This window comes from Actinoplanes sp. NPDC051859 (assembly GCF_044452725.1).
Taxonomy (GTDB): Bacteria; Actinomycetota; Actinomycetes; order Mycobacteriales; family Micromonosporaceae; genus Actinoplanes.
On record NZ_JBITBX010000002.1, the window covers coordinates 426,354 to 452,273 of the forward strand.

The window sequence follows — 25,920 nt, forward strand, 5'->3', positions numbered from 1 at the left end:
CGGGCAGCAAACTACATACGTGTTGTTTACGCGCGACGTGCTCACGGCCGCCGCGTCCGACGACGCAGCGTCGTGAGCGGGCGCCGGGGTCCGAAGGTTTGAAGATCACGGAATCCGTGCAAGGGGGGAAGCGGCACGCCCGGGGGCGCGGGCCGCACACGGATGGAGGTGGGGGCATGGACGAGCGGTTCGGCGCCGAGCAGGGTCTGGTGATGGCATGAGCGCGCTGCGCAAGGCGGGCGTGTGGCTGGGCCTGGTCGAGGAAGATGATCAGTACGACGACCGTGGGTACCGCGACAGCGGCTACCGCGAGCGGGACCGCGACCGGGACCGGGAGCGCGAGCGCGACTCCGGTTACCGCTACTCAGACGAGTACGCCGAGGACGAGGACGACGTCGATGAGGCGCCGGCGCTGCCCCGGGCCCGCGCGTCCGAGCGCAACAGCGGCCGGCTCGAGCGGGCCGCCGCCGCCCTCGACCGCGAGGAGCACGACCGCAACGAGCGCGGCAGCGTGCGCTCGATCACCCGTCCCGCCGTGCCGGTCAGCGAGCCCGCCTACGCCACGCGGGAGAACCTGGCGCTCGCCACGCAGACCCAGGTGCAGCCGCGTCCGGTCGAGGAGGAGCAGCGCTACCAGATCACCACGCTGCACCCCACCACGTACCGCGAGGCCCGCACCATCGGCGAGCACTTCCGCGACGGTGTCCCGGTGATCATCAACCTCACCGAGATGGACGAGGGAGATGCCCGGCGCCTGGTCGACTTCGCCGCCGGGCTTGCGTTCGGTCTTCGCGGTACGATCGAGCGCGTGACCAACCGGGTTTTCCTGCTCTCTCCGGCCAACGTCCAGGTCACCGCGGAGGACAAGGCGAAGATCGCTGAGGGCGGCTTCTTCACCCAGAGTTGACCCCTAACGAGGGACCCGCCTGCCGTGCTGCTGTCGATCGTGTTTCAGATCATCTATCTGTTGGTCTATGTGTTCTTGCTGACCCTGCTGGCCCGGTTCGTACTGGGTGCAGTGCTGCAATATGGGCGGAGATGGCAGCCCGGACGGGGCGCCTCGGCGGCATTGGAATCGGTGTGGAGCGTCACTGATCCGCCTCTCAAGGCGTTGAGGCGTGTGATCCCACCGCTTCGAATTGGTACCGTGAGCGTGGACCTGGCGTCCCTGGTCCTGCTGGTTATCCTGTTCGTGCTTTTGAGATTCGTGTTAGCGAGGCTGATCTTCGAGTTCGCGTGACCGCGAGCTCCCTGATCTGCTGCGCCCCACGCGGCCGCAACTGACCCGAGGAGTTTCGATGCCGCTGACCCCGGCGGACGTGCACAACGTCGCCTTCAAGAAGCCCCCGATCGGCAAGCGGGGGTACGACGAGGAGGAGGTCGACGCCTTCCTGGACGAGGTCGAGCGTGAACTCGCCCGTCTGATCGAGGAGAACAACGAGCTGCGCGCCCAGGTGGAGCGCGGCGGACGGGGTGGCGCACCAGCCGGCCCGAGCGCCGACCCCCGCCTCGCCGCCGAGCTGAACGACATGAAGGCGCAGCTCGACCGCGTCCAGCGCGACAAGACGGCAGCGGAGCAGGCGGCCCGGCAGATGCAGGCCGAGCTCGAGCAGGTTCGGGCGCAAGGCCCGGTCGGCGCCCCGTCCGCGTCCAACAGCGGTGACGGCGAGCAGCAGGCGCTGCGCGTGCTCATGATGGCCCAGCGCACCGCCGACGACCACGTGTCGGACGCGCGCCGTGAGGCCGACAAGCTTCTCTCCGACGCCCGCTCCAAGGCCGAAGAGGTCACCCGCGAGGCCCGCGCCAAGGCGGACGCCCTCGAGCGGGACGCGCGCCAGCGGCACCAGGAGGCCATGGGCGGCCTGGACGCCAAGCGGTCCGCGCTGCAGAAGCACATCGAGGAGCTCAAGCAGTTCGAGCGGGAGTACCGCACGCGACTCAAGGCGTACCTCGAGAGCCAGCTGCGTGACCTCGACGGTCGCGGCCAGGGCCTGGAGGCGGAGATGACCCGCGCCGACGCCAACCGCGCGGTCGGCGGCTCCGGCGGTCTCGCCGCGGCAGGTCTCGCCGGCTCCTACGGCGGCAGCCGCGCCACGTCGATCGAGACGGGCCGCTGACCCCCTGCACCACCCCTGAACGACGGATCCACTGCGGCGGGGATGAGCCATGATTTTTGCGAGTCTGTTGCTCATCCTCGTCGCGGTGACCCTGCTCGTCCTCGGCCTTGCCGGTGGCTCGAGCAGCCTGCTGACCAGCTCCATCGTCGCCAGCCTCCTGGCCGCGGTAGCCCTGGTCATCGGCGCCCGGCAGGCCTCAACCGGCCGCCGCGCCGTCGGCGAACCCCTCCCCGCCGACCAGCCCGACCCCCCGTATGTCACCACCGCAGATTCGGACCGCTACACCTCCGCGGAGCCGGACGCCTACGCTGACCAAGATCTCTCCATCGAGTCCCACGCGGGAACGCCGGCCTACGCCGGGGTGTCGAGCCGGGACTTCACCGATGCCGACTCGTATTCCAGCGCCGCTTTCGCGGACAACCCGCCTGGAGTGGATCCGCTGCGCGCCGAGGCACAGCGGGATGACGCGAGCCACGACGAGCCGGATCAGACCGAGTCCGCAGTGGCCGACGACCCTGATCGTGCCGCCATCTTCGCCGATGAGGAACCGGACCGTGCAGCCGCGTACGCCGCGGGTCAGCATGATGCTGACGCGGTCCTCGGGGACTCATCCCGGGCGGCGGACCGGCCCGGACCTGACGTCACCCAGCGGATCGAGGAGGACGGCGAACCAGCACCGCACAGTTTCGACGACGACCTGCACCGCGGGCCGTACCCGGACCTGGACCTTGCCGGCGGCCGACGCGGACCGGACCAGTCTCCTTCCGGCCGGCGAGCCACGGAAGAGGACTCGTCCGCGGACTATGACCAGGCATCGTCGATGATTGGCGGAGCCCGAGCTGAGGACGATGCCTCCTGGCGGCGCTCCTCTCAGCTCGATTCCGCCGCGGACTTCGCCACTGTCGACGCTGACTCTCCGCTCCATGATTCGCAGCTCCATGATTCGCAGCTCCATGACTCGCCGGTCCGCGGCGCTGCCGGCTCGGCTTTTGCCGCACACGAGCGGTCGTCGTTTGCCGATGGCGACGAGCGGTCGATGGTCGACGATTCTGACGAGCGATCGGTCTTCGCTGTTGATGGCGAGCGGTCCGGGTTGGGCGAGGCGGAGGTCGGGGACTTCGGCGATCCGGATCCCGATGATCCCGACGACGAGCCGCTGCCGCAGAAGGTGCGACCTGCCGATGCGGTCCGGGTCGCGCGGCTCGATGCCGATGTGGTGGTTGTGGACGGACGGCCGCGTTACCACGTGTCGGACTGTTCGCATCTGAGCGGCCGACAGACCGAGGGCCTGCCCGTCGCGGAGGCCGTCGAGCTCGGATTCAGCCCATGCGGTCGATGCCGCCCGGTCGATCGCCTGGTCGCGGCGGCCGCACGGCGCTGACCCGCTGGCGGGTCATCCGGGCGCTGAGCGGCCTAGCGCATCCCGTCACCGAACGTTGTGGGGCAACCCCGGTTCGGTGGCGGGGGGAAGATCGGCACAATGGGGCATGGCCAAGCGGCGCACAGCTTCCCCTGAGACCGGTAAGCGTGCTGTTCCCGACGCCGGGGCCAAGGCGGACGCAGGGTCGGACTGGTCCGTGGCGGTGCGGGTACGGCCGGGCGCGGGCCGGGACCAGGTCGGCGGCCGGTACGAAGGGCCGCACGGTCCGGCGTTGATCGTGGCGGTGTCGGCTCCCGCCGTGGACGGCAAAGCCACCGAGGCCGTACGCCGGGCGCTGGCCGGGGCCCTGGGCGTACGGCCTGCGGCGGTGGCGCTGAAGGTGGGGGCGACCAGCCGGGACAAGGTGTTCGTGGTGGCGGGCGACGTGGGTTCGCGGCTCGTGGCGTTGCGTGACGGGATCCTGTGAGCGGGGGGCTCGACGTTGCGCTGCTGATCGGGGCCGGTGTGCTGCTGGTCGCCGTGGGGGCGGTGCGGTTGTCCACCCGGCTGGGGGTGCCCAGTCTGCTCGTCTACCTGCTGATCGGCATGGCGCTGGGCGAGGCCGGGATCGGGATTCGGTTCGATGACGCCGAGTTGACCCGTACCCTCGGGTTCTGCGCTCTCATCATGATCATTGCCGAGGGTGGGTTGACCGCCCGCTGGACCACGCTGCGGCCGGTGTTGGGGTTGTCGGCGGTGTTGGCTACCGTCGGGGTGGCCGTCAGCATCGCCGTTGTCGGCGTGGTCGTGCATGTCGTGCTCGGCCTCGACTGGCAGCTTGCCCTGCTCTACGGGGCGGTGTTGTCGTCGACGGACGCGGCGGCGGTGTTTGCGACGCTGCGGCGGCTGCGGCTGCCGCCGCGGCTGGTCGCGACGCTGGAGGCCGAGTCCGGGATGAACGACGCCCCGGTGGTGCTGCTCGTCGTGCTGCTCTCGACCGCCGGCTTCGTGCACCCGTGGTGGTACGAGCTGCTGGTGCTCACCTTCGAACTTGCTGTCGGGGCTGCCATCGGGATCACCGTCGGTCTGGTGGGGCGCTGGCTGCTGCGGCATGCCGCGCTCCCGTCCGCGGGGCTCTATCCGATCGCGGCGGTCGGCCTGACCGTGCTCGCCTACGCAGCCGGAGCGGTGGCGCACGCCTCAGGGTTCCTCGCGGTGTATGTGGCCGGGGTGGTGCTGGGTAACGCGCGGTTGCCGCATCGCCGGTCGATTCTCGGCTTCGCCGACGGGCTCGCCTGGATTGCGCAAATCGGCCTGTTCGTCCTGCTCGGCCTCCTGGTCTCCCCGCAGGAATTGCCGAGTGCTCTGGTGCCGGCACTGGTCGTCGGTGGCGCCCTCGTCCTGCTCGCCCGTCCGCTGTCAGTCTGGGTGTCCGCGCTTGCCGCCCGCAGCGCCCGGCGGCTCGGCTGGCGCGGTCAGGCGTTCCTCTCGTGGGCGGGGCTGCGCGGGGCTGTGCCGATCGTGCTCGCAACGATTCCGCTGTCCAGTGCCACTCCGGGTGCGAACGGGCTGTTCAACGCGGTCTTCCTGCTAGTGATCATCTTCACCCTGGTGCAGGCGGGGACGCTTGCCCCGGCGGCCCGCCGGTTGGGCATCACGGCACCCACCGAAGCCATGGAGATCCACGTCGAGACGGCGCCGCTGGAACGGATGCGCGCCGACCTGCTGCAGCTCGACGTGGCGCCCGGCTCCCGGCTCGCCGGGGTGCACATCGACGAGCTGCGGCTCCCGGTGGGTGCCAGCGTCACCCTGGTCGTGCGGGACGGCGGCGGCTTCGTGCCCGGCCCCGACACCCGCTTGCGTACGGGAGACAGCCTGCTCATTGTCGCCACCGCCGAGGTCCGGGACATCGCCGAACGACGGCTGCGCGCGGTCAGCCGCCGCGGCCGTCTCGCGCGCTGGTTCGGCGAAGACGGCGCCGACCACGCCTGACCGGGGCGCGGGACGTCGGGAATCCGACGATGCGAGTGGGCGGTTCATGGCGGTTTGGCGAACGCGCGAGCCGGTGCGCCGTGTTGTCGACGCTCTTCACGTTCCGTATCCTTGCGAGCCTCCGGGGTGCGCGGCAGCAAGAGCCGCGCCTTTCGTGCACATGGGGGCCGTGCACCGGGTCTCGCGGGGGCGGGATCCGCTAACCCGCAGGCAGCGGTGGGCGACCGCGGCTCTGCACACCGACACCGCCGATTCGCCGCGCCCCGCGCGGCTCAGGGGAGCGACGATGGCTAAGGCAACCGAGAAGGCTGCGCCCGAGCGGTCCCGCAGCACGGAAGAGACCGAGAAGATTCGCGGGGCGCTGACCGAACGCCGCGACGAACTGCAGGCGGAGTACGACCAGTCGCTCACCGAGATCACCGAGCTGCAGCGCGAACGGCTCGCCGACTCCGCCGGGGACGACCAGGCGGACACCGGGACGAAAACGTTCGAGCGCGAGCAGGAAATCACCCTCGCCAACAACCTGCTCGAGCGGATCACCCAGGTGGAGCGGGCCCTCGAGCGCCTCGACGAGGGCAACTACGGCTGGTGCGAGCGGTGCGGCAACGCCATCCCGGTCGAGCGGCTGGCGGCATTCCCGGTGGCGACCCGGTGCGTGGCCTGCAAGCAGCTGGAGGAACGACGCTGAACGCCGAAGAAACCGCCGGAGCGCCGGAGGCGGGCTCCGCACCGGCCGCCCCGCGGGCGCGCGGCAAGGCTGTGGCGGTGCTTGGTGCCACCGCCCTGCTCGGGCTGGTGGTCGACCAGGTCACCAAGGAGCTCTCCACCAACGAGCTGACCACCGGCGAGCCGGTGCGGATCCTCGGCGGGCTGGTGCACCTGTCGCTGCTGCGCAACAGCGGCGCCGCGTTCAGCCTGGGCAGCGGCTATACCTGGGTGTTCCCGCTGGTCACCCTGGTCGTGATCGGCTGGATCAGCTGGATGGCCGTCCGGCTGCGCTCGGTGCCGTGGGCGGTCGCGCTCGGGCTGGTGCTCGGCGGAGCGCTGGGCAACCTGGGCGACCGGCTGTTCCGCGCACCCGGGGTCATGCACGGGCACGTCGTCGACATGATCAGCCTCTTCGGGCCGTACGGCGAGTATTTTGCGGTCTTCAACATCGCCGACAGCTGCCTCAGCGTCGGCGTGGTGCTGGCCGTGCTGCTCGAGCTGACCGGGCGCCAGCGCGACGGAACCCGCCTGACCAAGGCCGCGAACCGCACCACCGATGCCGAACCCGGGGAGAAGACCACAGCATGACCGCGCGTTCCCTGCCCGTACCGGACGGACTCGATGGGATGCGGCTGGACCAGGCCGTCTCCCGGCTGTTCGGGTTGTCCCGGACCGCCGCCGCTGCCCTGGTCGAGAACGGCGACGCCCTGGTCGACGGCGTGCCCCGGCCCAAGTCCGACAAGGTCAGCGCGGGCACCTGGCTCGAGGTCACCCTGCCGCCGCCGGTCACCGCCCCCACCGTCGTCGCCGAGCCGGTGCACGGCATGGGCATCGTCTACAGCGACGACGACATCGTGGTGGTCGACAAGCCGGTCGGCGTGGCGGCGCACCCGAGCCCCGGCTGGACCGGCCCGACCGTGATCGGCGGCCTCGCCGCGATGGGCCAGAACGTCGCCACCAGCGGTGCCGCGGAACGGCAGGGCGTGGTGCACCGGCTCGACGTCGGCACCACCGGGCTCATGGTGGTGGCAAAGAGCGAAGTCGCGTACAGCGTGTTGAAGCGGGCGTTCAAGGAGCGCGAGGTCGACAAGCGCTACCACGCCATCGTGCAGGGGCATCTCGACCCGCTGCGCGGCACGATCGACGCGCCGATCGACCGGCACCCCACCGCCGACTACAAGTACGCGGTGATGAACGACGGTAAACCCAGCGTCACGCACTACGACACGCTGGAGGCGTTCCGCTCGGCCAGCCTGATCGACGTGAAGCTGGAGACCGGGCGTACCCATCAGATTCGGGTGCATTTCTCCGCCATGCGGCATCCGTGCGTGGGTGACCTGACCTACGGCGCCGATCCCACCCTGGCGGCACGGCTGCACCTGGGCCGGCAGTGGCTGCACGCCCGCGAACTCGGCTTTGTCCACCCCCGTACGCACGATGAGGTCCGGTTCGTCAGCGACTACCCTGAGGATCTGGGGCACGCGCTGGACGTGCTCCGCGACGCCAGCTGACGACCTCCGGCGAGGAGGGAACACACGCCCATGAGGCCCGGGGACCGGACGATGCCGGCGACGGCGCGCGGGCTCGTTCCCGCCGTCGCCGGACCGGTGCGGCTGCGGGTGCTCACCGCAGTCACCCTGGCTTCCGTCGTCGCGCTGCTGGTGGCGGTCGTGCTGTCCACCGACCGCGGCCCCGAGCGGCTGACCGACCCGGCCGGGGACGTGGTGCGAGTCGGCGTGGTCGAAGGACAGGCCATCGCCGGCTACCAGCGCTCCAGCGACAGCGAGCTCGCCGCCCTGCTGCCAGCCCCCGGTGCGCCGACCGCCGGGCAGACCTGGGCGCTGGTGAGCCTCACCGCGTACCTTGCCCCCGACCAGCTGCCGGCGGTGCTCGACGGCGCGGCGGTGGCCCAGGTGTACGCACGGGTGCCGCTGCCCGAGGTCCGCACCGAAGTGGTGCGGATCCCGGTTTACCGGATGCCGCAGGACGTCGTCGCCGGGATGCTCAACGCCGCGCTGGCCAGAGACCAGGAACAGGCCGACTATCGCAAGCTCGGCGGCGAGCTGAAGGGCGACGGTGCCGACGAGCGGCTGCGTCAGGCGTACGACAGCGCAGCGCAGACGGCCGCGGCCGAAGGTGCTGCGTTCCGCGCTCAGTGTGCCTGTGTTTTCGCCGCTGTCGTCCGGGCGGATCCTGCGGTGCTCGAGCGGATCGCCAGCCGCCCCGAGGTCCGCATCGTGGACCCGGCTCCGGAAGTACGCCAGCTCGACCGCACCGAGTTCCGCCCGGTCCTGCCCGAGCAGAAAACCATCGTCCACGACGAGGAGAAGGCCGTGCCGTCGTCGTCCGCGACGGTTGCCCCCACGACCCCGGCGCCACTACCCTCATCGACCGGGGCGGGTATGCCATCGGCCTCAAGCACCGGCCCGGCCCGGGAAACCGGACCCGCCGTCACGGCACCGGAGGAGAACGCTGCCGCCCCGTCAAGCGCGCCCGCGGGCCCCGCTCCCGACGTGCCGACTCCGGCTGCGGGAGCATCCCAAAGCGCCCCCGGGCGTTAATTTTTCCGTTGGCGTCGGCCAGATCGCCCCTGCCAGCCGTATGAACCGGTGGACGACGGTGTCCGGTGGACCACGCTTTTACGGCCGTGAGGTGTGGCCCGAATAGGGTGGGCGTCCGTAGCCTGTTGCAGGGCGGGCGACGCTCCGCGCGTGATTGAGTCCGAGTCGAGTTGGCGCAGGGAGGTCGAGCCGTGGACGGGACCGAGACCGGTTGGGGCCGGCCTGCGGAACCAGCCCCGCGTTGGCGGGCGCTGCTCGACCGTGCCCGGCACGCGTCCCGCACCGACGAGGCCGACGAGACCGAGGGCGGCCAGCAGGCTGGCGAGCCGCCGACGAGCCGACCGCCGGGCCGCCCGATCAACCCGCTGGACCCGCGGATGCGCGACCAGGCCGCGGCACGGGAAGCCGGCATGAACGGTCGCGTCGGATCACACAACCACCCGCCAGAACCGCCGCGGTTGCCCCCGGTGAATCCCCTGGACCGGCGTCCGGGCCGCGCCAGCCTGGGCGAACGCCTCGGCGCTTCGGAGCCGTTGTCGCCGGCCGTCGACCGCCAACCCAGCCCGTGGCAGTCCGACCCCCGAGCCGCCACGGATCCTCGGGCCACGGATCCCCGGGCTGCCGTCGACCCGCGTGCTGCGGATCCTCGGAGTGCCGTCGACTCGTGGGGCGCGGCTCCCCGTGGTGCCCTCGACCCGCGCGGTGCTGACCCGCGCGGTGCGATGGAATCGCGGCGGGCCGATTCGTGGCAGGCGGCTGCGTGGCAGGGCGAGGCGCGGGGCAATGACATCCGGGCTAACGACATCCGGGCTAACGACATCCGGGCTAACGACATCCGGGCCAATGACGCCCGGGCCAACGACACCGGTAACGATTCCCGCCCGACGCAAGGGCTCGGGGGACGACGGCAGTCGCGCATCGGGGAGAGTTTCCCTTCGCGGGCCGGCGCCGAACCGCACAGCTTCTTCAACCCCGCCACCCGCGCGGTCCAACCACCGATCAGCCGAGTCGCCCCAGACCATGGCCTGCCCCCGGTCGCTTCGGAGCACGGATTACCGAAGAACCATCGTGCCGCCGAGGTCGGCCCGGCACCCCTGCAGCGCCCGCAGACCGAACAGCGGCAGGCTTTCCCGCCGCAGGCCGTTTCGCCGCCGGCTGCGATGCCGCAGGCCGTTTCGCCGCCGGCTGCGTTGCCGCAGGATCTTGCGCCGAGAGCGGACTTTGCCCCGCCGCGAGAACTTGCGCCGAGAGCGGACTTTGCTCCGCCGCGAGACTTTGCCCCGCCGCAGCCGACCCGCGAGTTCGGGCCGCCGCCGGTCGCTGCGTCGCCGGTCGCTGCGCCGCCACCCGTGGCGCCGACGTCGCCCGCGCCGGCTCGGATCGAGTGGCGGCAGACCCGGGCTGAGCCGGAGGACCGGGCAGCCGGGATTTTGCGGCGCAAGCTCGGTAAGCCTCGGGTGCTGGCCTTCGCCAACCCCAAGGGCGGCGTCCACAAGACCACGGCGACCGTGCTGGCCGCCGCGACGATCGGCAGTGTGCGGGGCCGGGGCGTGCTGGCCTGGGACGACAACGAGCTGCGGGGCACGTTGGGCCTGCGCGCGGGCAGCGCCCGGCATGCGCGGACGATCCGGCACCTGGTCGGCGATCTGATCGAGATCGAGAACATGCACGGCAACGACCTGATGCAGTTCTTCGACGGCTACCTGCGGCACGCCTCTGACGGCTCGTACGACGTGCTGGCCGGTGAGGAGAATCCGCGGTTCGCGCAGCGGCTGGACCAGAGCACTGTCCGCCGGGTGATGGACCTGTTGCGGCGTACGCATGACGTGATCTGTGTCGACACCGGCAACAACGTGGAGAGCGTGAACTGGCAGACCGTGATGCGCAGTGCCGACCAGCTGGTCGTGACCACCGTGCCGCGCGAGGATGCTGCCTTCACCGCCGACTGGATGTTGGACGTGCTGAACGAGACCGGCATGGAGGATCTGGTCGCCAACGCGGTGACGTTGATCTCGTGCCCGTCGCCCGGCGATCTGCCGCTACTCGACGATCTGACCAAGCATTTCGCCACGCGGACCCGGGCGGTGGCCGTCGTGCCGTACGACCCGGCGCTCGAGGTGGGGTCGTCGATCGAGTACGGCGTGCTGCAGCCGGAGACGAAGCAGGCGTGGTTGCGGGCCGCCGCTGTGATGATCGAGGCATTCGGCGAATAGGCGGGTGTCACCCGTGCGTTGCGCGGTGGGCGAAGGACTAGGCTCGCAGGGCTGGATTCGCCGCGGGAGTTAGCGGAGTTAGGGGGCCCTGGGTGTCTGACTCGTTCGTGCACCTCCACGTGCACACCGAGTATTCGATGCTCGACGGCGCCGCAAGGTTGAAGGACCTGTTCACCGAGGCGAATCGTCTCGGTATGCCGGCGGTGGCGATCACCGACCACGGCAACATGCACGGGGCGTACGACTTCTACCAGCAGGCGACGTCGGCGGGGATCACCCCGGTCATCGGCATCGAGGCGTATGTCGCGCCCGAGTCGCGGCTGCACAAGGCGCGGGTGAAGTGGGGCCGCCCGGAGCAGAAGTCGGACGACATCTCCGGTAACGGCGCGATCACCCACAAGACGATGTGGGCGCGGGACGCGCGCGGCCTGAAGAACCTGTTCCGGCTGAGCAGCCGGGCGTCCATGGAGGGCCATTACGTCAAGTGGCCGCGGATGGACATGGACATCATCGCGGAGCACGCCGAGGGCATCATGGCGACGACGGGTTGCCCGTCCGGCGCGGTGCAGACCCGGCTGCGGCTGGGGCAGGACGAGGAGGCCTTCCGGGTCGCCGCGCAGTACCAGGAGATCTTCGGCAAGGACAACTACTTCCTCGAGATCATGGACCACGGCCTGGAGATCGAGAACCGGGTCCGCTCGGGCCTGCTCGATATCAGCCGCCGGCTGAACATTCCGCCGCTGGTCACCAACGACTCGCACTACACGCACGAGTCGCAGGCCGAGGCGCACGACGTGCTGTTGTGTGTGCAGACCGGCAGCAACATCGCCGACCCCAACCGGTTCCGGTTCGACGGCGGCGGCTACTTCATCAAGTCGGCCGACCAGATGCGTGCGGTCGACTCGTCGGAGGCCTGGCTGGAGGGCTGTAGGAACACGCTGTTGGTGGCGGAGAAGGTCGACACCGAGGGCATGTTCACCTTCAAGAACCTGATGCCCCGCTATCCGGTGCCCGAGGGCCACACCGAGGAGTCGTGGTTCCGGCACGAGGCGTTCGAGGGGCTCAAGCGGCGGTTCCCGGGCGGCATCCCGCAGACGCACATCAAGCAGGCGGAGTACGAGCTCGGGATCATCATCCAGATGGGCTTCCCGTCGTACTTCCTCGTGGTCGCCGACTTCATCCAGTGGTCGAAGAACAACGGCATCGCGGTGGGCCCGGGGCGTGGTTCGGCGGCCGGTTCGCTGGTGGCGTACGCCATGGGCATCACCGACCTCGACCCGCTGCCGCACGGGCTGATCTTCGAGCGGTTCCTCAATCCCGAGCGCGTGTCCATGCCGGATGTCGACATCGACTTCGACGAGCGTCGGCGCGGCGAGGTCATCCGCTATGTGACCGAGAAGTGGGGCGAGGACAAGGTCGCGCAGATCGCCACGTTCGGCACGATCAAGGCGAAGGCTGCGATCAAGGACTCGGCGCGGGTGCTCGGCTACCCGTTCGCGGTCGGTGACCGCATCACCAAGGCGTTGCCGCCGGACGTGATGGGCAAGGGCATCCCGCTGTCCGGCATCTTCGACAAGGACCACAAGCGCTACAGCGAGGCCGGCGAGGTCCGCACGCTGTACGAACAGGACCCGGACGTCAAGAAGGTGATCGACACCGCGCGGGGCATCGAGGGCCTGATCCGGCAGACCGGTGTGCACGCCGCGGGCGTCATCATGAGCGCCGAGCCGATCATCGACCACATCCCGCTGATGCGCCGGGCCACCGACGGCGTGATCATCACGCAGTTCGACTACCCGACGTGCGAGACGCTCGGCCTGCTGAAGATGGACTTCCTCGGCCTGCGCAACCTGACGATCATCGACGACGCGGTGAAGAACATCCAGCTCAACCACGGCATGGAGCTGGACCTGCTGGGGCTGCCGCTGGACGACAAGGCGGCGTACGAGCTGCTGGCCCGCGGCGACACCCTGGGCGTGTTCCAGCTCGACGGCGGCCCGATGCGCTCGCTGCTGCGGCTGATGAAGCCCGACAACTTCGAGGACATCTCCGCGGTCCTGGCGCTGTACCGGCCGGGCCCGATGGGCGTCGACTCGCACACCAACTACGCGCTGCGCAAGAACAAGCTGCAGGAGATCACGCCGATCCACCCGGAGCTGGAAGAGCCGCTGCGGGAAATCCTCGAGCCGACGTACGGCCTGATCGTCTACCAGGAGCAGGTGCAGCGCGCCGCGCAGATCCTCGCCGGCTACAGCCTCGGCCAGGCCGACCTGCTGCGCCGCGCGATGGGTAAGAAGAAGAAGGAGATCCTCGACAAGGAGTTCGGCCCGTTCCGGGACGGCTGCCGCGCGCACGGTTACAGCGACGAGGCCACCCAGGCGGTGTGGGACGTCCTGGTGCCGTTCGCCGGGTACGCGTTCAACAAGGCGCACTCCGCCGCGTACGGCCTGGTGTCCTACTGGACGGCGTACCTGAAGGCGCACTACCCGGCCGAGTACATGGGTGGTCTGCTGACGAGTGTCGGCGACGACAAGGACAAGATGGCGATGTACCTGGCCGAGTGCCGGCGCATGGGCATCCAGGTCCTGCCGCCGGACGTCAACGAGTCGGCCGGTCCGTTCACGCCGGTCGGCAAGGACATCCGGTTCGGTCTCGCCGCGATCCGCAACGTCGGGCACAACGTGGTGGAGGCGATCGCCCGCTGCCGCGAGGAGAAGGGCAAGTATCAGGCCTTCTACGACTTCCTGTCCAAGGTGGACGCGGTCGCCTGCAACAAGAAGACGATGGAATCCCTGATCAAGGCCGGTGCCTTCGACTCGATGGGGCACTCCCGCAAGGGGCTGCTGGCCGTGCACGCCGAGGCCATCGACGCGTACGCGGACGTCAAGCGCAACGAGGCCGCGGGCCAGTTCGACCTGTTCGGTGCGTTCGGCGACGACGCGGGCGGCAGCTCGGCGACGGTGGCGATGCCGACCATCACCGACAGCGAGTGGGACAAGCGCGACAAGCTGGCCTTCGAGCGCGAGATGCTCGGCCTCTACGTGTCCGACCATCCGCTCGCCGGCCTGGAACAGGTCCTCGCCAACGCGGCCGACACCACGATCGCCGCGCTCAACGAAGAGGGCTCGGTGCCCGACGGGCAGGTCGTCACCCTCGCCGGCATTCTCACCGGCGTGCAGCGCCGGATCACCAAACAGGGCCGGGCCTGGGCGTCGGCCACCCTGGAAGACCTGGCCGGCGGCGTGGAAGCCCTGTTCTTCCCCAACACGTACGAGGTGATCGGCCAGTACATCGCCGAGGACGCGATCGTGGTGGTGAAGGGGCGGGTCGACCGTCGTGACGACACCCCGCGGATCATGGCGATGGACATGTCGATGCCGGACGTGACCCACAACCCGGACTCGAAGCCGATCACCCTGACGATGCCGATCACCCGGTGCACGCCGCCGCTGGTTTCCGAGCTGAAGGAGATCCTCGTCAGTCATCCCGGCGACAGCGAAGTGCACGTCCACCTGCTGAACGGCAGCCGCAAGACGGTCATGCGGCTGGGCGGCTTCAAGGTCGCGCCGACGCCCGCGCTGCGCGCCGACCTGAAGATGATCCTCGGTCCGTCGGCGGTCGCCTGATGACCGGACCGCAGCCCGGCGAGCAGTCACCCTACGATCCGCAGCCCGGCGAGCCGGCGCCCCACGATCCGCAGCCCGTCTATCCGTACGGGCCGCCCTCGGAGCTGTCCAGCTGGGAACCGCCCCGGCCGGCGCGGCGACCGTGGCGGCGTACCGTTGCGGTCACGGCCTTGCTCACCGCGGTGCTGGCCGTGCTCGGTGTGCCGTTGGGACTGCTCTGGTCCTGGGTTTCGCCCGACGTGCCGGTGCTCAATGGCGGAGCGAACGGCATCCTGATCAACGATCCGTCGCCGGAGGAGTACATCGCCGCCGACGGCTGGTTCACCCTCATCGGCTTCGCGTTCGGCCTGCTTGCCGCGATTGTCGCGTGGCTGCTGCTGCGCCGAGACCGAGGGCCGGCGGTGCTGCTCGGCGTCACCCTGGGCGGCCTGTGCTCGTCGCTGACCATGTGGGGCACCGGGCACCTGATCGGCCGCTCGGCGTGGAACGAGTGGCAGCAGACCTCGAACCCCGGTGACACGTACGGTCAGCCGCCGGACCTGCATTCCTACGGTGTGCTGCTGGTCGCCGGGTTCGCCGCGGTGATCGTCACGACGCTGCTGGCCGGCTGGTCGAACGACCCCGACCTGGACCTGCCGGGCGCGAAGCCCGGTTACGGCCCGAATCTGGGCGCCGCGCCCGAGCCGCTCAGTTCGGGCTCACCGGACGCGCCAGATCCGACAGCGGCACCGGCACCGCCCGCACCTTGGCGAGCAGACCCGCCTCGCGGTTGAGGATGCGCAGCTCGGCGCGCAGCCGGCTGGCGGTGTCCGGCGCGGCCAGCAGCTCCTGCCGCTCGTCGGTGGTGAGCTGGGCGGTGGCGGCGACCAGATGGGACAGCACGGTCGGGTCGTCCGGCACCTGGTCCAGCACCTCGGAGTCGGGCCGCAGCAGGTCCAGGTAGGTGCGGAAGGCGGTCAGCACCCGCGGCGCCAGCAGCCGGGCCGTCTCGTCGGCCGCTTCCTCGTCGTGCAGCCACTCGACCTCGGCGGTCAGGTACGGCTGCGGGCCGGCCGCGAGGCTCAGCATCCGGAAGCGGCGGCGCCCCACGGTGACCACGTCGAAGCGCCCGTCCGGCAGCTCGGTGACCTGGCGCAGCTCGGCGGTGCACCCGACCTCGTAGAGCTGCCCGGCGACGACCGGCGGCTCGTCGGCGGGCGGCTCGCCCTCGGCGTCGGGGGAGAGCACCTCCGACCCGTGCCGCAGGGTCACCACGCCGAACTCGTGCGGCTCGTCGCCGGTGCTGGCGACGAGATCACGCACGAGCGTGCGGTAGCGCTCCTCGAAGATGTGCAGGGGCAGAACCAGGCCGGGAAAGAGCACCGTGCCCAGCGGAAAGACCGGGAGAATCGCGCCCACGGTGCGAGCGTATCGGCACGGTCGCCGTCCGCGCGCCTCCCGCCCCGGTGATCTTTGCTCGGCGTACGGAGAAATGCCGCATAGTGGCCGTTCCCACTGCCTGGTACGGCACCGAAAGCCTGTCGGTGTGCCCGCCTAGACTCGACTCCGTGCTGAACCGGATCGACCTGCGCGGCGCCCGCCGGGACCCGCGCGGTCTGCTACCTCGTGCCCAGCTCGACGTCGCCCAGGCCGTCGAGAAGATCAGGCCCGTCGTGGAGTCCGTCCGGCATCATGGCTTCCGCGCGATCCAGGAGGCCACCGAGCGCTTCGACGGTGTCCGCCTGGAGCGCCTGCGCGTGCCACCGGAGCGGATCACCGCCGCCCTGGACGCGCTCGACGCCGACGTGCGCGCCGCCCTGCTCGTGGCGATCGAGCGCGCCCGCAAGGTGCACGCCGACCAACGGCGTACCGATGTCACCACCCAGGTCGTGCCCGGCGGCACCGTGACCGAGCGGTGGGTGCCGGTGTCCCGGGTCGGCCTCTACGTCCCCGGCGGCCTCGCCGTCTACCCGTCCACCGTGGTCATGAACGTGGTGCCCGCCCAGGAAGCGGGGGTCGGCTCGCTGGTCGTGGCGAGCCCCCCGCAGCCGGAGAACGACGGTCTGCCCGACGCCCGGGTGCTCGCCGCCTGCGCGCTGCTCGGCGTCGACGAGGTCTACGCCGCCGGCGGTGCGCAGGCCATCGCGATGCTGGGCTACGGCTCCACCGGCGCGGACGAGTCGGACGGCTGCGCGCCGGTCGACGTCATCACCGGGCCGGGCAACATCTGGGTCACCGCGGCCAAACGGCTGCTCCAGGGCACGGTCGGCATCGACGCCGAGGCCGGGCCCACCGAGATCGCCATCCTGGCCGACGACAGCGCCTCCCCGGTGCACGTCGCCGCCGACCTGATCAGTCAGGCTGAACACGATCCCCTGGCCGCCAGCGTGCTGGTCACCGACTCGCTCGCGCTGGCCGACGCGGTCGACGCGCAGCTCGCCGTGCAGGTGGCCGCCACCAAGCACGAGGCCCGGGTCCGGGAGGCGTTGGGCGGCACGCAGTCCGGCGTGGTCCTGGTCGACGACCTGGAGCAGGGCCTGGCCGTGGTCGACGCCTACGCGGCCGAGCACCTGGAGATCCAGACCCGCAACGCGCGGGACTGGGCCATGCGGGTCCGCAACGCCGGGGCGATCTTCGTCGGGGCGTACTCGCCGGTGTCGCTGGGCGACTACGCGGCCGGTTCCAACCACGTGCTGCCGACCGCCGGTTGTGCACGGCACTCGTCCGGCCTGTCCGTGCAGTCGTTCCTGCGCGGCATCCACGTCGTCGAGTACGACGAGGCTGCCCTGCGCGACGTCGCCCCGCACGTGGTGGCGCTCGCCAACGCCGAGGACCTGCCCGCGCACGGTCAGGCCGTGACGGCGAGGTTCGCGTCATGACCACCCTCGACGATCTGCCACTGCGGGACGACCTGCGCGGCAAGTCCCCGTACGGCGCGCCGCAGCTCGACGTGGCGGTGCGGCTGAACACCAACGAGAACTCGTACCCGGTGCCCGACGCGGTGGTCGAGGCGATCGGCAAGGCGGTGCAGGCGGAACTGCGCGACCTGAACCGCTATCCCGACCGGGACGCCGTCGCGCTGCGTACCGACCTGGCCGGCTATCTCGGGCACGGGTTGACGGCCGCGCACGTGTGGGCGGCCAACGGCTCCAACGAAGTGCAGCAGCAGCTGCTGCAGGCGTTCGCCGGGCCGGGGCGGACCGCGCTCGGCTTCGGCCCGGCGTATTCGATGCACCCGCTGCTGGCGGCGGGCACCGGCACCCGGTGGATCGGCGCCCGCCGCGGCCCGGACTTCGGCCTGACCGCTGCCGACGCCGTGGCGCAGATCGAGGAGCACCAGCCTGATCTGGTGTTTCTCTGCTCGCCCAACAACCCGACCGGCACCGCGCTCGACCCGTCGGTGCTTGACGCCGTCCTGGCTGCAACGGCCGGCATGGTGGTCGTCGACGAGGCCTACGCGGAGTTCGCCCGCCCGGGCACGCCCAGTGCCCTCGGGCTGCTGGCCGGGCATCCGCGGCTGGTGGTGACCCGCACGATGAGCAAAGCGTTCGGCTTCGCGGGCGGCCGGCTGGGTTACCTCGCCGCCCACCCGGCGGTGGTCGACGCGGTGCAGCTGGTCCGGTTGCCCTACCACCTGTCGGCGCTGACCCAGGCCGCCGCCCGCGCGGCCCTGGCCGAGCGGGACGCGCTGCTCGCCACCGTCGACGCGATCAAGGAGCAGCGGGACCGGATCGTCGGCTCGCTGCGTGCCCGTGGCACCGAGGTGGCCGACAGCGACGCCAACTTCGTGCTGTTCGCCACCGCCGCCGACCAGTCCGCCGTGTGGCAGGCGTTCCTCGACCGGGGGGTGCTGATCCGCGACGTGGGCGTGCCCGGCTGGTTGCGGGTCACCGCCGGCGACCCCGCCGAAACGTCCGCCTTCCTGACCGCCGCCGAGGAGATACTGCCGTGAGCCGCACCGCGCGCGTCGAGCGCGTCACCAAGGAAACCAAGGTCCTCGTCGCCCTCGACCTGGACGGCACCGGGCAGGCCGACCTGTCCACCGGCGTCGGCTTCTACGACCACATGCTGCACCAACTCGCCAAGCACGGCGGCTTCGACCTCACCGCCCGCACCGAAGGCGACCTCGAGATCGACGCGCACCACACCATGGAAGACACCGCCATCGCGCTCGGCGAGGCCTTCGCGCAGGCGCTCGGCGACAAGGCCGGAATCCGACGGTACGGCTCCGCGACGATCCCGATGGACGAGGTGCTGTGCCGGGCCGCCGTCGACCTGTCCGGCCGGCCGTACGTCGTGCATGACGAGCCGGAGCTGGCCCCGTACATCGGGCCGGTCTACCCGACCAGCATGACCCGGCACATCTTCGAGTCGTTCGGCCACGCCGCCAAGGTGACCCTGCACGTCAGTGTGCTGCGCGCGGCCCGGGACGGCGGCCGCCCCGACGCCCACCACGTGGTCGAGACCCAGTTCAAGGCGTTCGCCCGGGCGCTGCGCGAAGCCGTCGAGATCGACCCGCGCAACGCCGGGTCGCTGCCGTCCACGAAGGGTGTGCTGTGAGCAGCTTCGTCCCCGTCCTGCTGCTCATGATCGCCGGAATCCTGGCCGGTGGCGTGATCTCCCTGGTCAAGCAGGGCGCCACCAAGTTCTCCATCGGACTCGTCGGCGCGCTGTGCCTGCTCGCGCTCGCGGGTGGCGTGCTCTGGATGATCCCGGGCGACGCCACGTGACCGGGGTCGTCGTCCTCGACTACGGCTCGGGAAACCTGCGGTCGGCCGAGCGGGCTGTCGCGCGTACCGGAGCCGACGTGACCGTGACCGACGACCTGGCGCTCGCCGCCGACGCGGACGGCCTGGTCGTGCCCGGCGTGGGAGCCTACGCCGCGTGCATGGCCGGCATCGAGAAGCTGGGCGCCGGTCCGATGATCGCCGACCGGGTCGCCGCCGGGCGCCCGGTGCTGGGCATCTGCGTCGGCATGCAGATCCTGTTCGAATCCGGTGTGGAGCACGGCGTCGAAACCCGCGGTCTCGGCCTGCTGCCCGGCACGATCACCCGGCTGACCGCCCGCCGCATTCCGCACATGGGCTGGAACACGGTGACGGTGAACCCCGCGTCGGTCCTGCTCAGCGGCTTGCCCACGGAAACCAGGTTCTACTTCGTCCATTCGTACGCGGCCAGCGACGTCGCCGCCCTGCACGCTGTCGGCGCCACGGTGACGACGGCCACCCACGACGAGCCCTTCGCTGCCGTGGTCGAGCATGGATCGCTGTCGGCCGCCCAGTTCCACCCGGAGAAGTCCGCCGACGCTGGGTATGCGCTGCTGCGTACCTGGGTGGCCGGGTTGTCTTCATGAGCAAAGAACGGGCCCGGCGGCGCGCCGAGCTGCTTGCCGTGCACGAGCGGGAGAAGGCGGCCCGGGCGCGCCGGGTCGCCCGCCGTGAACGGCGCCGAACCCTCACCCGCAAGCTCACTCCGCGGCGGCGCGGCACCGGACGGATCTACCGGCGCAGCCGGGCCGAACGGGCTGGCATCGTCGTCGTGCCGCTGGCCGCCTCCGCGCTGGTCTGGGTGCTCATCGGAGACATAGCCCTGCGCGTCGTCCTGATCGCCCTCATCATCCTGATCCTCCCGGCCCTGGTCGTTGTGGTCCTGGGCCGCCGCTGACCTGCGTCGTCTTGTTCCGGCGTCGTTGATCTTCTGAACGGAGCACCATCGTGACTCTCTCCCTGCTGCCCGCCGTTGATGTCGCTGACGGTCAGGCCGTTCGTCTCGTCCAGGGCGCCGCCGGTTCCGAGACCAGCTACGGCGACCCGCTGGAGGCGGCCCTCGCCTGGCAGCACGACGGTGCGGAGTGGGTGCACCTGGTCGACCTCGACGCCGCGTTCGGCCGGGGCTCGAACGCCGCCCTGCTCGCCGAAGTCGTCGGCCGGCTCGACGTCAAGGTGGAGCTGTCCGGCGGCATCCGCGACGACGCATCGCTGCGCGCCGCCCTGGCTACCGGCGCGGCCCGGATCAACATCGGCACCGCCGCCCTGGAGGACCCCGAATGGTGCGACCGGGTCTGCGGCGAGTACGGCGACCGGGTGGCGATCGGGCTCGACGTGCGCGGGCGTACCCTCTCGGCCCGAGGCTGGACCCGCGACGGCGGCGACCTGTTCGACGTGCTGGCCCGGCTCGACAAAGCGGGCGCAGCGCGCTACGTGGTCACCGACATCACCAAGGACGGCACCATGCAGGGCCCCAACCTCGCCCTGTTGCGCGATGTGTGCGCGCAGACCTCCGCGCCCGTGATCGCCAGCGGCGGAGTGTCCACCCTGGAGGATCTGCGCGCGCTCGCCACCCTCGAGCCGATCGGTGTCGAAGGCGTGATCGCGGGCAAAGCCCTCTATGCCGGCGCGTTCACGGTCGCCGAGGCGCTCGCGGCGCTGCGGTCATGACCGTCGCGGTCCGGGTCATCCCCTGTCTGGACGTGGACGCCGGCCGGGTCGTCAAAGGCGTCAACTTCGTCGACCTGCGCGACGCGGGTGACCCGGTAGCCCTGGCCGCCGCCTACGACGCGGCAGGCGCCGACGAGCTGACCTTCCTCGACGTGACCGCCTCCGTGGACGACCGCGGCACGATGCTCGACGTGGTGCGGCGTACGGCCGAGTCGGTGTTCATCCCCCTGACCGTGGGCGGCGGTGTCCGTTCGGTGGCCGACGTCGACACGCTGCTGCGCGCGGGCGCGGACAAGGTCGGCGTGAACACCGCAGCCATCCACCGCCCCGAGCTGATCTCCGAGATCGCCGACCGGTACGGCAACCAGGTCCTCGTCCTCTCCCTCGACGTCCGCCGGACGACGGCGGGGACTGCCTCCGGATGGGAAGTCACCACCCACGGCGGGCGGCGCAGTGCCGGGTTGGACGCCGTCGAGTGGGCGTGCCGGGTGGCCGAGCTGGGGGCGGGCGAGATTCTGCTCAACTCGATGGACGCCGACGGGACCAAGGCGGGTTTCGACCTCGAGCTGATCGCGGCGGTGCGGGCGGTGACCGACATTCCTGTCATCGCCAGTGGGGGAGCGGGTGCGGCGGCACACTTCCCACCCGCGGTGGCGGTGGGAGCGGATGCGGTGCTCGCAGCGAGCGTTTTCCACTTCGGAGAGTTGGCGATCGGTGAGGTCAAGGACAGCCTGCGGGAGGCGGGTCACCCGGTCCGCTGACACCGAAAGTGTCAGACCCCTGCGGCAGAATCCGGTTATGGATCAGCACGCCGCGCTCGTTACTCTCGCCCACCAACACCTCCCTCCAGCGATCGCCGATCAATGGTTGGGCCTGGTTCTGCCCGCCGGGCGGCTGGAGCCGATCGGCGATGACGCGACCACTCCGGTCGTCGGGCACCTCGGTGGCAATCCGCGGCTGCCGGACGGCGTCGAATGGCCGCACTGGCCCGACCACGGTCCCTTGACCTACATCGCCGGCATCGACTGCGCCGCGCTGCCCGCCACCGAGCTGGGCCTGCCGTTCCCCGCCGACGGCACGCTGTTGTTCTTCTACTTCGACGGCCAGCTCGACGACGGCGATGCCCTGGTTCTGCCGAGTGAGCCGGACAGCGCAGCAGGTGCCCGTGTCCTCTACGTCCCGGCCGACGTGGTCACCCGCGAGCACACCACTCCGGACGGCATCCGTCCCTACCCGCGCGTCAACCTGACCGTCCACCTGCATGCCACGATCGGCGACACCGACCACCCGCGCCTGGTCCCGGCATTCGACCTTGCCGGCCGCCGCGACGGTCATCCGCTGCGCGGCGACGACTTCACGAAAGCGTTCTACCGATGGCGGGACGACAGCGGTCAAGGCCACCAGATCGGCGGCTACCCCAACGCTGTGCAAGGCCCCGTCGAAGACGAAGTCGCCGACGACTCCGACGCCACCCAGTGGCTCCTTCTCGCCCAGATCGAATCCGACAACCGCGCCGACATGATGTGGGGTGATGCCGGCGCGTTGTACTGGCTGATCCGCCGGGACGACCTCGCTGCCGGCCGCTTCGACCAGGCCCGATTCACCTGGCAATGCTGCTGACCTTGCGTGGGCCGAACGCCCCGCAACGGAGGTCCAGCGCCCGGCCGGTTGTCAGTTCCCGTGCGATGCGTTGTCAGGTCCGGTGTGATGCGTGAGGGTCCAGTGCGATGCCACGAAGCCTGTGGCGACCAAGGCAGCCGCAGCCAATCCGAGCAAACCTGCCTGGGCTCGACAGCGGATCGCGCCTTGCCGGCGCGTCTCGCAATCCAGACTCCGGCTGTCAGCAGGGCCAGTGGCGTCAGGCAGATGATCGCTAAGTCGGAGGTCACAGCACCGGCCCAGTCACGACACCAGGAGCCGCGTCGGCCGGGCGGTGGTGGGAGGCGGGGTTCTCGGCGGCCGGGCCGCGGTGGGAGGCGGGGTGCTCAGCGGCCGGGCCGTGGTGGGAGGCGGGGTGCTCAGCGGCCGGGCCGTGGTGGGAGGCGGGGTGCTCAGCGGCTGAGCCGTGGTGGGAGGCGGGGTGCTCAGCGGCTGAGCCGTGGTGGGAGGCGGGGTGCTCAGCGGCCGTCGGCGAGGCGGAGGGAGTATTCGCGGACGGCGGCGGCGTAGGTCGTTTCGTCGAGGTGCCAGTCGGCGTCGCCCGGGGCGGAAGCTCGGTTGAGCTGGGTTTGCAGGGTGACGACCGCGGAGGAGAGGCCGCTGAACGGCCGGGTGCGCCACAGCTGCTCGCCGGCCGGGGCGACGACCACCAGATCCTCGTCGATGACCAGAAGACCGGCGCCGACCAGGCGCCGGACGGACTCCTCCAGGTCGGTGCGGCTGGGGACGCTGTGGTGCAGAAAGTCGGCCGCGGCGAGGAGGTCGGCGAGGGTGGCGCCGCTGACCGGGAGGGCGGCGTGCATCGCCCGATCACGCTCGAGGCGCTCGGCGATCACCGCGGACACGAAGATCCATGCGTCGTTCCAGTGCCAGCCGCCAGCCCCCATTCCGCAATGATGCCGTCTGCCCGGCGAACCGGAAAGCGCGGGTGTGACACATGTTCACCGAGTTGTGCCCGGGGCAGCCCGACAATTCGCCCTCTTGGGGGTCGGTCCGGCGCGAAGCAGCATCGATTCGGCCCGTATCGGGGTCGGCCCCGTCCGCGGCGGGGTCGGTCCGGTCCGCGGCGGGGTCGGTCCGGTCCGCGGCAAGGTCGGGCTGACTTGCCGCGGCCTGCCGGGTGGCGCGGCCGCCCACCTCGAACATCGGGAGGAAGATCTGCACCAGCGGGCCGATGGCGAGGGCGTAGGCGACCGTGCCGATGCCCGCCGTCCCGCCCAGCAGGAAGCCGCTGACCAGCACGGACACCTCGATGGCGGTGCGGACCAGTCGCAGTGACAGCCGGGGGAAGCGGCGCACGATGCCGGTCATCAGGCCGTCGCGCGGGCCGGGGCCGAAGTGGGCGCCGATGTACATGCCGGTCGCCACGCCGTTCAGCAGGATGCCGGCCACGAGATAGGTGAAGCGCATCGCCATCGATTCGCCGGGCGGCAGAATCGCCAGGGTGGCGTCGGCCACAAAACCGATCACGATCAGGTTGGCGACCGTGCCGAAGCCCGGCCGCTGGCGCAGCGGGATCCACAGCAACAGGACCGGGATGCCGACCAGGGCCACGACCAGGCCGAAGCTCAGCCCGGTGGCCTTCGAGACGCCCTGGTGGAACACATCCCACGAGGTCAGGCCGAGCCCTGAGTCGACCATGAGCGCCATGCTCGCGCCGTACAGGAGCAGGCCGGCGAAGAGCTGGCCGAGCCGGCGAGGCAGGCGGCGGCGTGTGACGGAGTTGCTTGTGGTGCGCATAGATGCCACTCTGAGGGCCAATTGCTCGGGCTGATAGAGCCAATTTCCCGGAGGTGGCCGTGACGACGTCGGTTCGCGGAGGCCAATTGGCGCGGCTCCTCGGCCAGTGGCACTCCCTGCCCGGTCGACACCGCCGCCCCGACTACGCGGCCCTCGCCGAGGCGGTCCGCGGTCTGCTCGCCGACGGGCGGCTGCCGTTGGGCGTACGGTTGCCCGCCGAACGTGAGCTCGCCGAGTCGCTCGGGGTGAGCCGGACCACGGTGACTGCGGCGTACCGAAGCCTCCGCGAGACCGGCCACCTCACCAGCCGGCGCGGCGCCGGAAGCTGGACCACCCTCCCGAACGGCCACAAGGTCGCCACCTCCGGCCTCTGGACCCCGGACGACGACATCGACATGATCGACCTCGGCGTGGCGGCCTCGGCCGCGCCGGTCGAGCTCGTGCCCGCCGCCCGGGCCGCCGCCGACGACCTGCCGCGGTTCCTCGGCAGCGCCGGCTACCACCCGACCGGGCTGCAGGAGCTCCGCGAAGCCGTCGCTGCCGGCTACACCGCGCGGGGCGTGACGACCAGCGCCGAGCAGATTCTGATCACCAGCGGCACCCAACAGGCCCTCGACCTCGTGCTGCGGCTGTCCGTCCCGGCCGGGGCGCCGGTGCTGGTGGAGTCGCCGACCTACCCCAACGCGCTGGCCGCCCTCGCCGCCCGGCGCGCCCGGATCAGCACCCACGGACTCGACGCGACCAGCGGGTGGGACGGAGAACTGCTGCTCGGGGCGCTAAGGCAGACCCGGCCCCGGCTCGCCTACATCATCCCCGAGTTCCAGAACCCCACCGGTCACCTGATGCCGACCGACCTCCGCGAGCGGCTGGTCGCCACCGCCCACGCCACCGGCACCGAACTGGTCATCGACGAATCCTTCGTGGACCTACCCCTCGACGGCGCCGAAATGCCGCCCCCAGTGGCCGTTTTCGATCGGCACTCCCGAGTGGTGTCGATCGGCGGCATGAGCAAGGCGTACTGGGGAGGCCTACGGATCGGCTGGGTGCGCGCCTCGGCCCCACTCGTGCAACGGCTCGCCGCGCTGCGGGTCGGCGTCGACATGGCAAGCCCGGTGCTCGAACAGCTCGTCGCCGTACACCTGCTCGCTCAGGCGCCCGAGATCGTCGCGGCCCGGCGTCGGCAGTTGGCCTTCCGCCGGGACGCCTTGATCGAAGCGCTGCGCGAGCACCTGCCAGAGTGGCGCTGCTATGTGCCCGGCGGCGGCGTCACGCTGTGGGCCGAACTGGACGGTCCGATCTCGAGCGCGCTCGCCCGGGCGGCCGAAGATGTGGGCGTGCGGCTTGCTCCCGGGCCACGGTTCGGTTTGGACGGTACGCTCGAACGCTTCATCCGGCTGCCGTTCACCCTGGCCGCGGACGATCTGACCGAGGCGATCAGGCGGATCGCCTCAGTGCGGCACGACCTGGACCGGGCATCCCGGCCGGCTTGGCGCACCCCGGCCGTCATCGCCTAGGAACGCGACACTGT

At 70.8% G+C, this 25,920-nt stretch carries 25 protein-coding genes and 1 pseudogene; 23 read left to right on the forward strand and 3 right to left on the reverse strand.

The annotated features are described in order from the left end of the window. The first annotated feature begins 217 nt into the window (after positions 1-217). The 13 genes from ACIA1L_RS05945 to ACIA1L_RS06005 all read left to right on the forward strand — a co-directional run bounded on the left by ACIA1L_RS05945 (position 218) and on the right by ACIA1L_RS06005 (position 15,350). Positions 218-907 carry a cell division protein SepF gene (locus ACIA1L_RS05945; protein WP_396071379.1) on the forward strand — a complete coding sequence of 230 codons (690 nt, stop codon included), beginning with the start codon at positions 218-220 and terminating at the stop codon, positions 905-907. A gap of 27 nt (positions 908-934) precedes the next feature. Beyond that, positions 935-1,240: a YggT family protein gene (locus ACIA1L_RS05950; protein WP_396071772.1), complete on the forward strand. Its 306-nt coding sequence runs from the start codon at positions 935-937 to the stop codon at positions 1,238-1,240. 58 nt (positions 1,241-1,298) lie between these two features. Continuing rightward, entirely contained in the window at positions 1,299-2,117 is an 819-nt protein-coding gene (locus ACIA1L_RS05955) for a DivIVA domain-containing protein (protein ID WP_396071380.1), read from the forward strand. Positions 2,118-2,166: 49 nt separating this feature from the next. Continuing rightward, entirely contained in the window at positions 2,167-3,498 is a 1,332-nt protein-coding gene (locus ACIA1L_RS05960) for a hypothetical protein (protein ID WP_396071791.1), read from the forward strand. A gap of 106 nt (positions 3,499-3,604) precedes the next feature. After that, positions 3,605-3,964: a DUF167 domain-containing protein gene (locus tag ACIA1L_RS05965; RefSeq protein WP_396071381.1), complete on the forward strand. Its 360-nt coding sequence runs from the start codon at positions 3,605-3,607 to the stop codon at positions 3,962-3,964. Beyond that, complete coding sequence (locus ACIA1L_RS05970; protein WP_396071382.1) at positions 3,961-5,469, forward strand: potassium/proton antiporter; 1,509 nt, start codon at positions 3,961-3,963, stop codon at positions 5,467-5,469. Before ACIA1L_RS05965 ends, ACIA1L_RS05970 begins: the two co-directional genes overlap by 4 nt. 286 nt (positions 5,470-5,755) lie before the next feature. After that, on the forward strand, positions 5,756-6,157 hold the full coding sequence (locus ACIA1L_RS05975) for a TraR/DksA family transcriptional regulator (RefSeq protein WP_396071383.1): 402 nt from the start codon (positions 5,756-5,758) through the stop codon (positions 6,155-6,157). Further along, the gene (gene lspA / locus ACIA1L_RS05980) at positions 6,130-6,765 is read left to right on the forward strand and encodes a signal peptidase II (protein WP_396071773.1); all 636 of its coding nucleotides are present in this window, start codon (positions 6,130-6,132) and stop codon (positions 6,763-6,765) included. Before ACIA1L_RS05975 ends, lspA begins: the two co-directional genes overlap by 28 nt. After that, complete coding sequence (locus ACIA1L_RS05985; RefSeq protein WP_396071384.1) at positions 6,762-7,688, forward strand: RluA family pseudouridine synthase; 927 nt, start codon at positions 6,762-6,764, stop codon at positions 7,686-7,688. Before lspA ends, ACIA1L_RS05985 begins: the two co-directional genes overlap by 4 nt. 51 nt (positions 7,689-7,739) lie before the next feature. Beyond that, on the forward strand, positions 7,740-8,738 hold the full coding sequence (locus ACIA1L_RS05990; protein WP_396071385.1) for a hypothetical protein: 999 nt from the start codon (positions 7,740-7,742) through the stop codon (positions 8,736-8,738). A 191-nt stretch (positions 8,739-8,929) separates the two neighbouring features. Next, positions 8,930-10,951, forward strand: a complete 2,022-nt coding sequence (locus tag ACIA1L_RS05995; RefSeq protein ID WP_396071386.1) for an AAA family ATPase — start codon at positions 8,930-8,932, stop codon at positions 10,949-10,951. Positions 10,952-11,043: 92 nt separating this feature from the next. Continuing rightward, on the forward strand, positions 11,044-14,577 hold the full coding sequence (gene dnaE / locus ACIA1L_RS06000) for a DNA polymerase III subunit alpha (RefSeq protein ID WP_396071387.1): 3,534 nt from the start codon (positions 11,044-11,046) through the stop codon (positions 14,575-14,577). Continuing rightward, a complete protein-coding gene (locus ACIA1L_RS06005; protein ID WP_396071388.1) occupies positions 14,577-15,350 on the forward strand; it encodes a hypothetical protein in 774 nt (257 codons plus the stop codon). The genes dnaE and ACIA1L_RS06005 overlap by 1 nt, the downstream gene beginning before the upstream one ends. Here ACIA1L_RS06005 and ACIA1L_RS06010 read toward each other — a convergent pair. Further along, complete coding sequence (locus tag ACIA1L_RS06010) at positions 15,265-15,975, reverse strand: LON peptidase substrate-binding domain-containing protein (RefSeq protein WP_396071389.1); 711 nt, start codon at positions 15,973-15,975, stop codon at positions 15,265-15,267. The genes ACIA1L_RS06005 and ACIA1L_RS06010 overlap by 86 nt on opposite strands. Before the next feature lie 149 nt (positions 15,976-16,124). On the opposite strand from ACIA1L_RS06010, the gene hisD reads away from it, so the two are divergent. Genes hisD through ACIA1L_RS06055 form a run of 9 tightly spaced genes read left to right on the forward strand, consistent with a single transcriptional unit; the run spans position 16,125 to position 22,613 of the window. Continuing rightward, on the forward strand, positions 16,125-17,435 hold the full coding sequence (gene hisD / locus ACIA1L_RS06015) for a histidinol dehydrogenase (RefSeq protein ID WP_396071390.1): 1,311 nt from the start codon (positions 16,125-16,127) through the stop codon (positions 17,433-17,435). Further along, positions 17,432-18,508, forward strand: coding sequence for a histidinol-phosphate transaminase (locus tag ACIA1L_RS06020; protein WP_396071391.1), 1,077 nt, complete (start codon positions 17,432-17,434; stop codon positions 18,506-18,508). The genes hisD and ACIA1L_RS06020 overlap by 4 nt, the downstream gene beginning before the upstream one ends. Further along, positions 18,505-19,116 carry an imidazoleglycerol-phosphate dehydratase HisB gene (gene hisB / locus ACIA1L_RS06025; RefSeq protein WP_396071392.1) on the forward strand — a complete coding sequence of 204 codons (612 nt, stop codon included), beginning with the start codon at positions 18,505-18,507 and terminating at the stop codon, positions 19,114-19,116. The genes ACIA1L_RS06020 and hisB overlap by 4 nt, the downstream gene beginning before the upstream one ends. Continuing rightward, a complete protein-coding gene (locus tag ACIA1L_RS06030; protein WP_396071393.1) occupies positions 19,113-19,286 on the forward strand; it encodes a hypothetical protein in 174 nt (57 codons plus the stop codon). The genes hisB and ACIA1L_RS06030 overlap by 4 nt, the downstream gene beginning before the upstream one ends. Continuing rightward, a complete protein-coding gene (gene hisH / locus ACIA1L_RS06035; protein WP_396071394.1) occupies positions 19,283-19,909 on the forward strand; it encodes an imidazole glycerol phosphate synthase subunit HisH in 627 nt (208 codons plus the stop codon). The genes ACIA1L_RS06030 and hisH overlap by 4 nt, the downstream gene beginning before the upstream one ends. Further along, entirely contained in the window at positions 19,906-20,220 is a 315-nt protein-coding gene (locus ACIA1L_RS06040; protein WP_396071395.1) for a hypothetical protein, read from the forward strand. The genes hisH and ACIA1L_RS06040 overlap by 4 nt, the downstream gene beginning before the upstream one ends. A 50-nt stretch (positions 20,221-20,270) precedes the next feature. Then, a complete protein-coding gene (priA, locus tag ACIA1L_RS06045) occupies positions 20,271-20,993 on the forward strand; it encodes a bifunctional 1-(5-phosphoribosyl)-5-((5-phosphoribosylamino)methylideneamino)imidazole-4-carboxamide isomerase/phosphoribosylanthranilate isomerase PriA (RefSeq protein ID WP_396071396.1) in 723 nt (240 codons plus the stop codon). Then, complete coding sequence (hisF, locus tag ACIA1L_RS06050) at positions 20,990-21,754, forward strand: imidazole glycerol phosphate synthase subunit HisF (RefSeq protein WP_396071397.1); 765 nt, start codon at positions 20,990-20,992, stop codon at positions 21,752-21,754. The genes priA and hisF overlap by 4 nt, the downstream gene beginning before the upstream one ends. Before the next feature lie 37 nt (positions 21,755-21,791). Continuing rightward, positions 21,792-22,613 carry a YwqG family protein gene (locus ACIA1L_RS06055; protein WP_396071398.1) on the forward strand — a complete coding sequence of 274 codons (822 nt, stop codon included), beginning with the start codon at positions 21,792-21,794 and terminating at the stop codon, positions 22,611-22,613. 497 nt (positions 22,614-23,110) lie between these two features. On the opposite strand, the gene ACIA1L_RS06060 is transcribed toward ACIA1L_RS06055, so the two are convergent. After that, entirely contained in the window at positions 23,111-23,497 is a 387-nt protein-coding gene (locus ACIA1L_RS06060) for a hypothetical protein (RefSeq protein WP_396071399.1), read from the reverse strand. 289 nt (positions 23,498-23,786) lie between these two features. Then, a pseudogene (locus tag ACIA1L_RS06065) lies at positions 23,787-24,392 on the reverse strand (YitT family protein); the annotation flags it as partial. Between the two features lie 59 nt (positions 24,393-24,451). Here ACIA1L_RS06065 and ACIA1L_RS06070 point away from each other — a divergent pair. After that, positions 24,452-25,906 (forward strand): PLP-dependent aminotransferase family protein, encoded by a 1,455-nt coding sequence (locus ACIA1L_RS06070; protein WP_396071400.1) that lies wholly within the window; start codon positions 24,452-24,454, stop codon positions 25,904-25,906. Positions 25,907-25,920 lie beyond the last annotated feature (14 nt).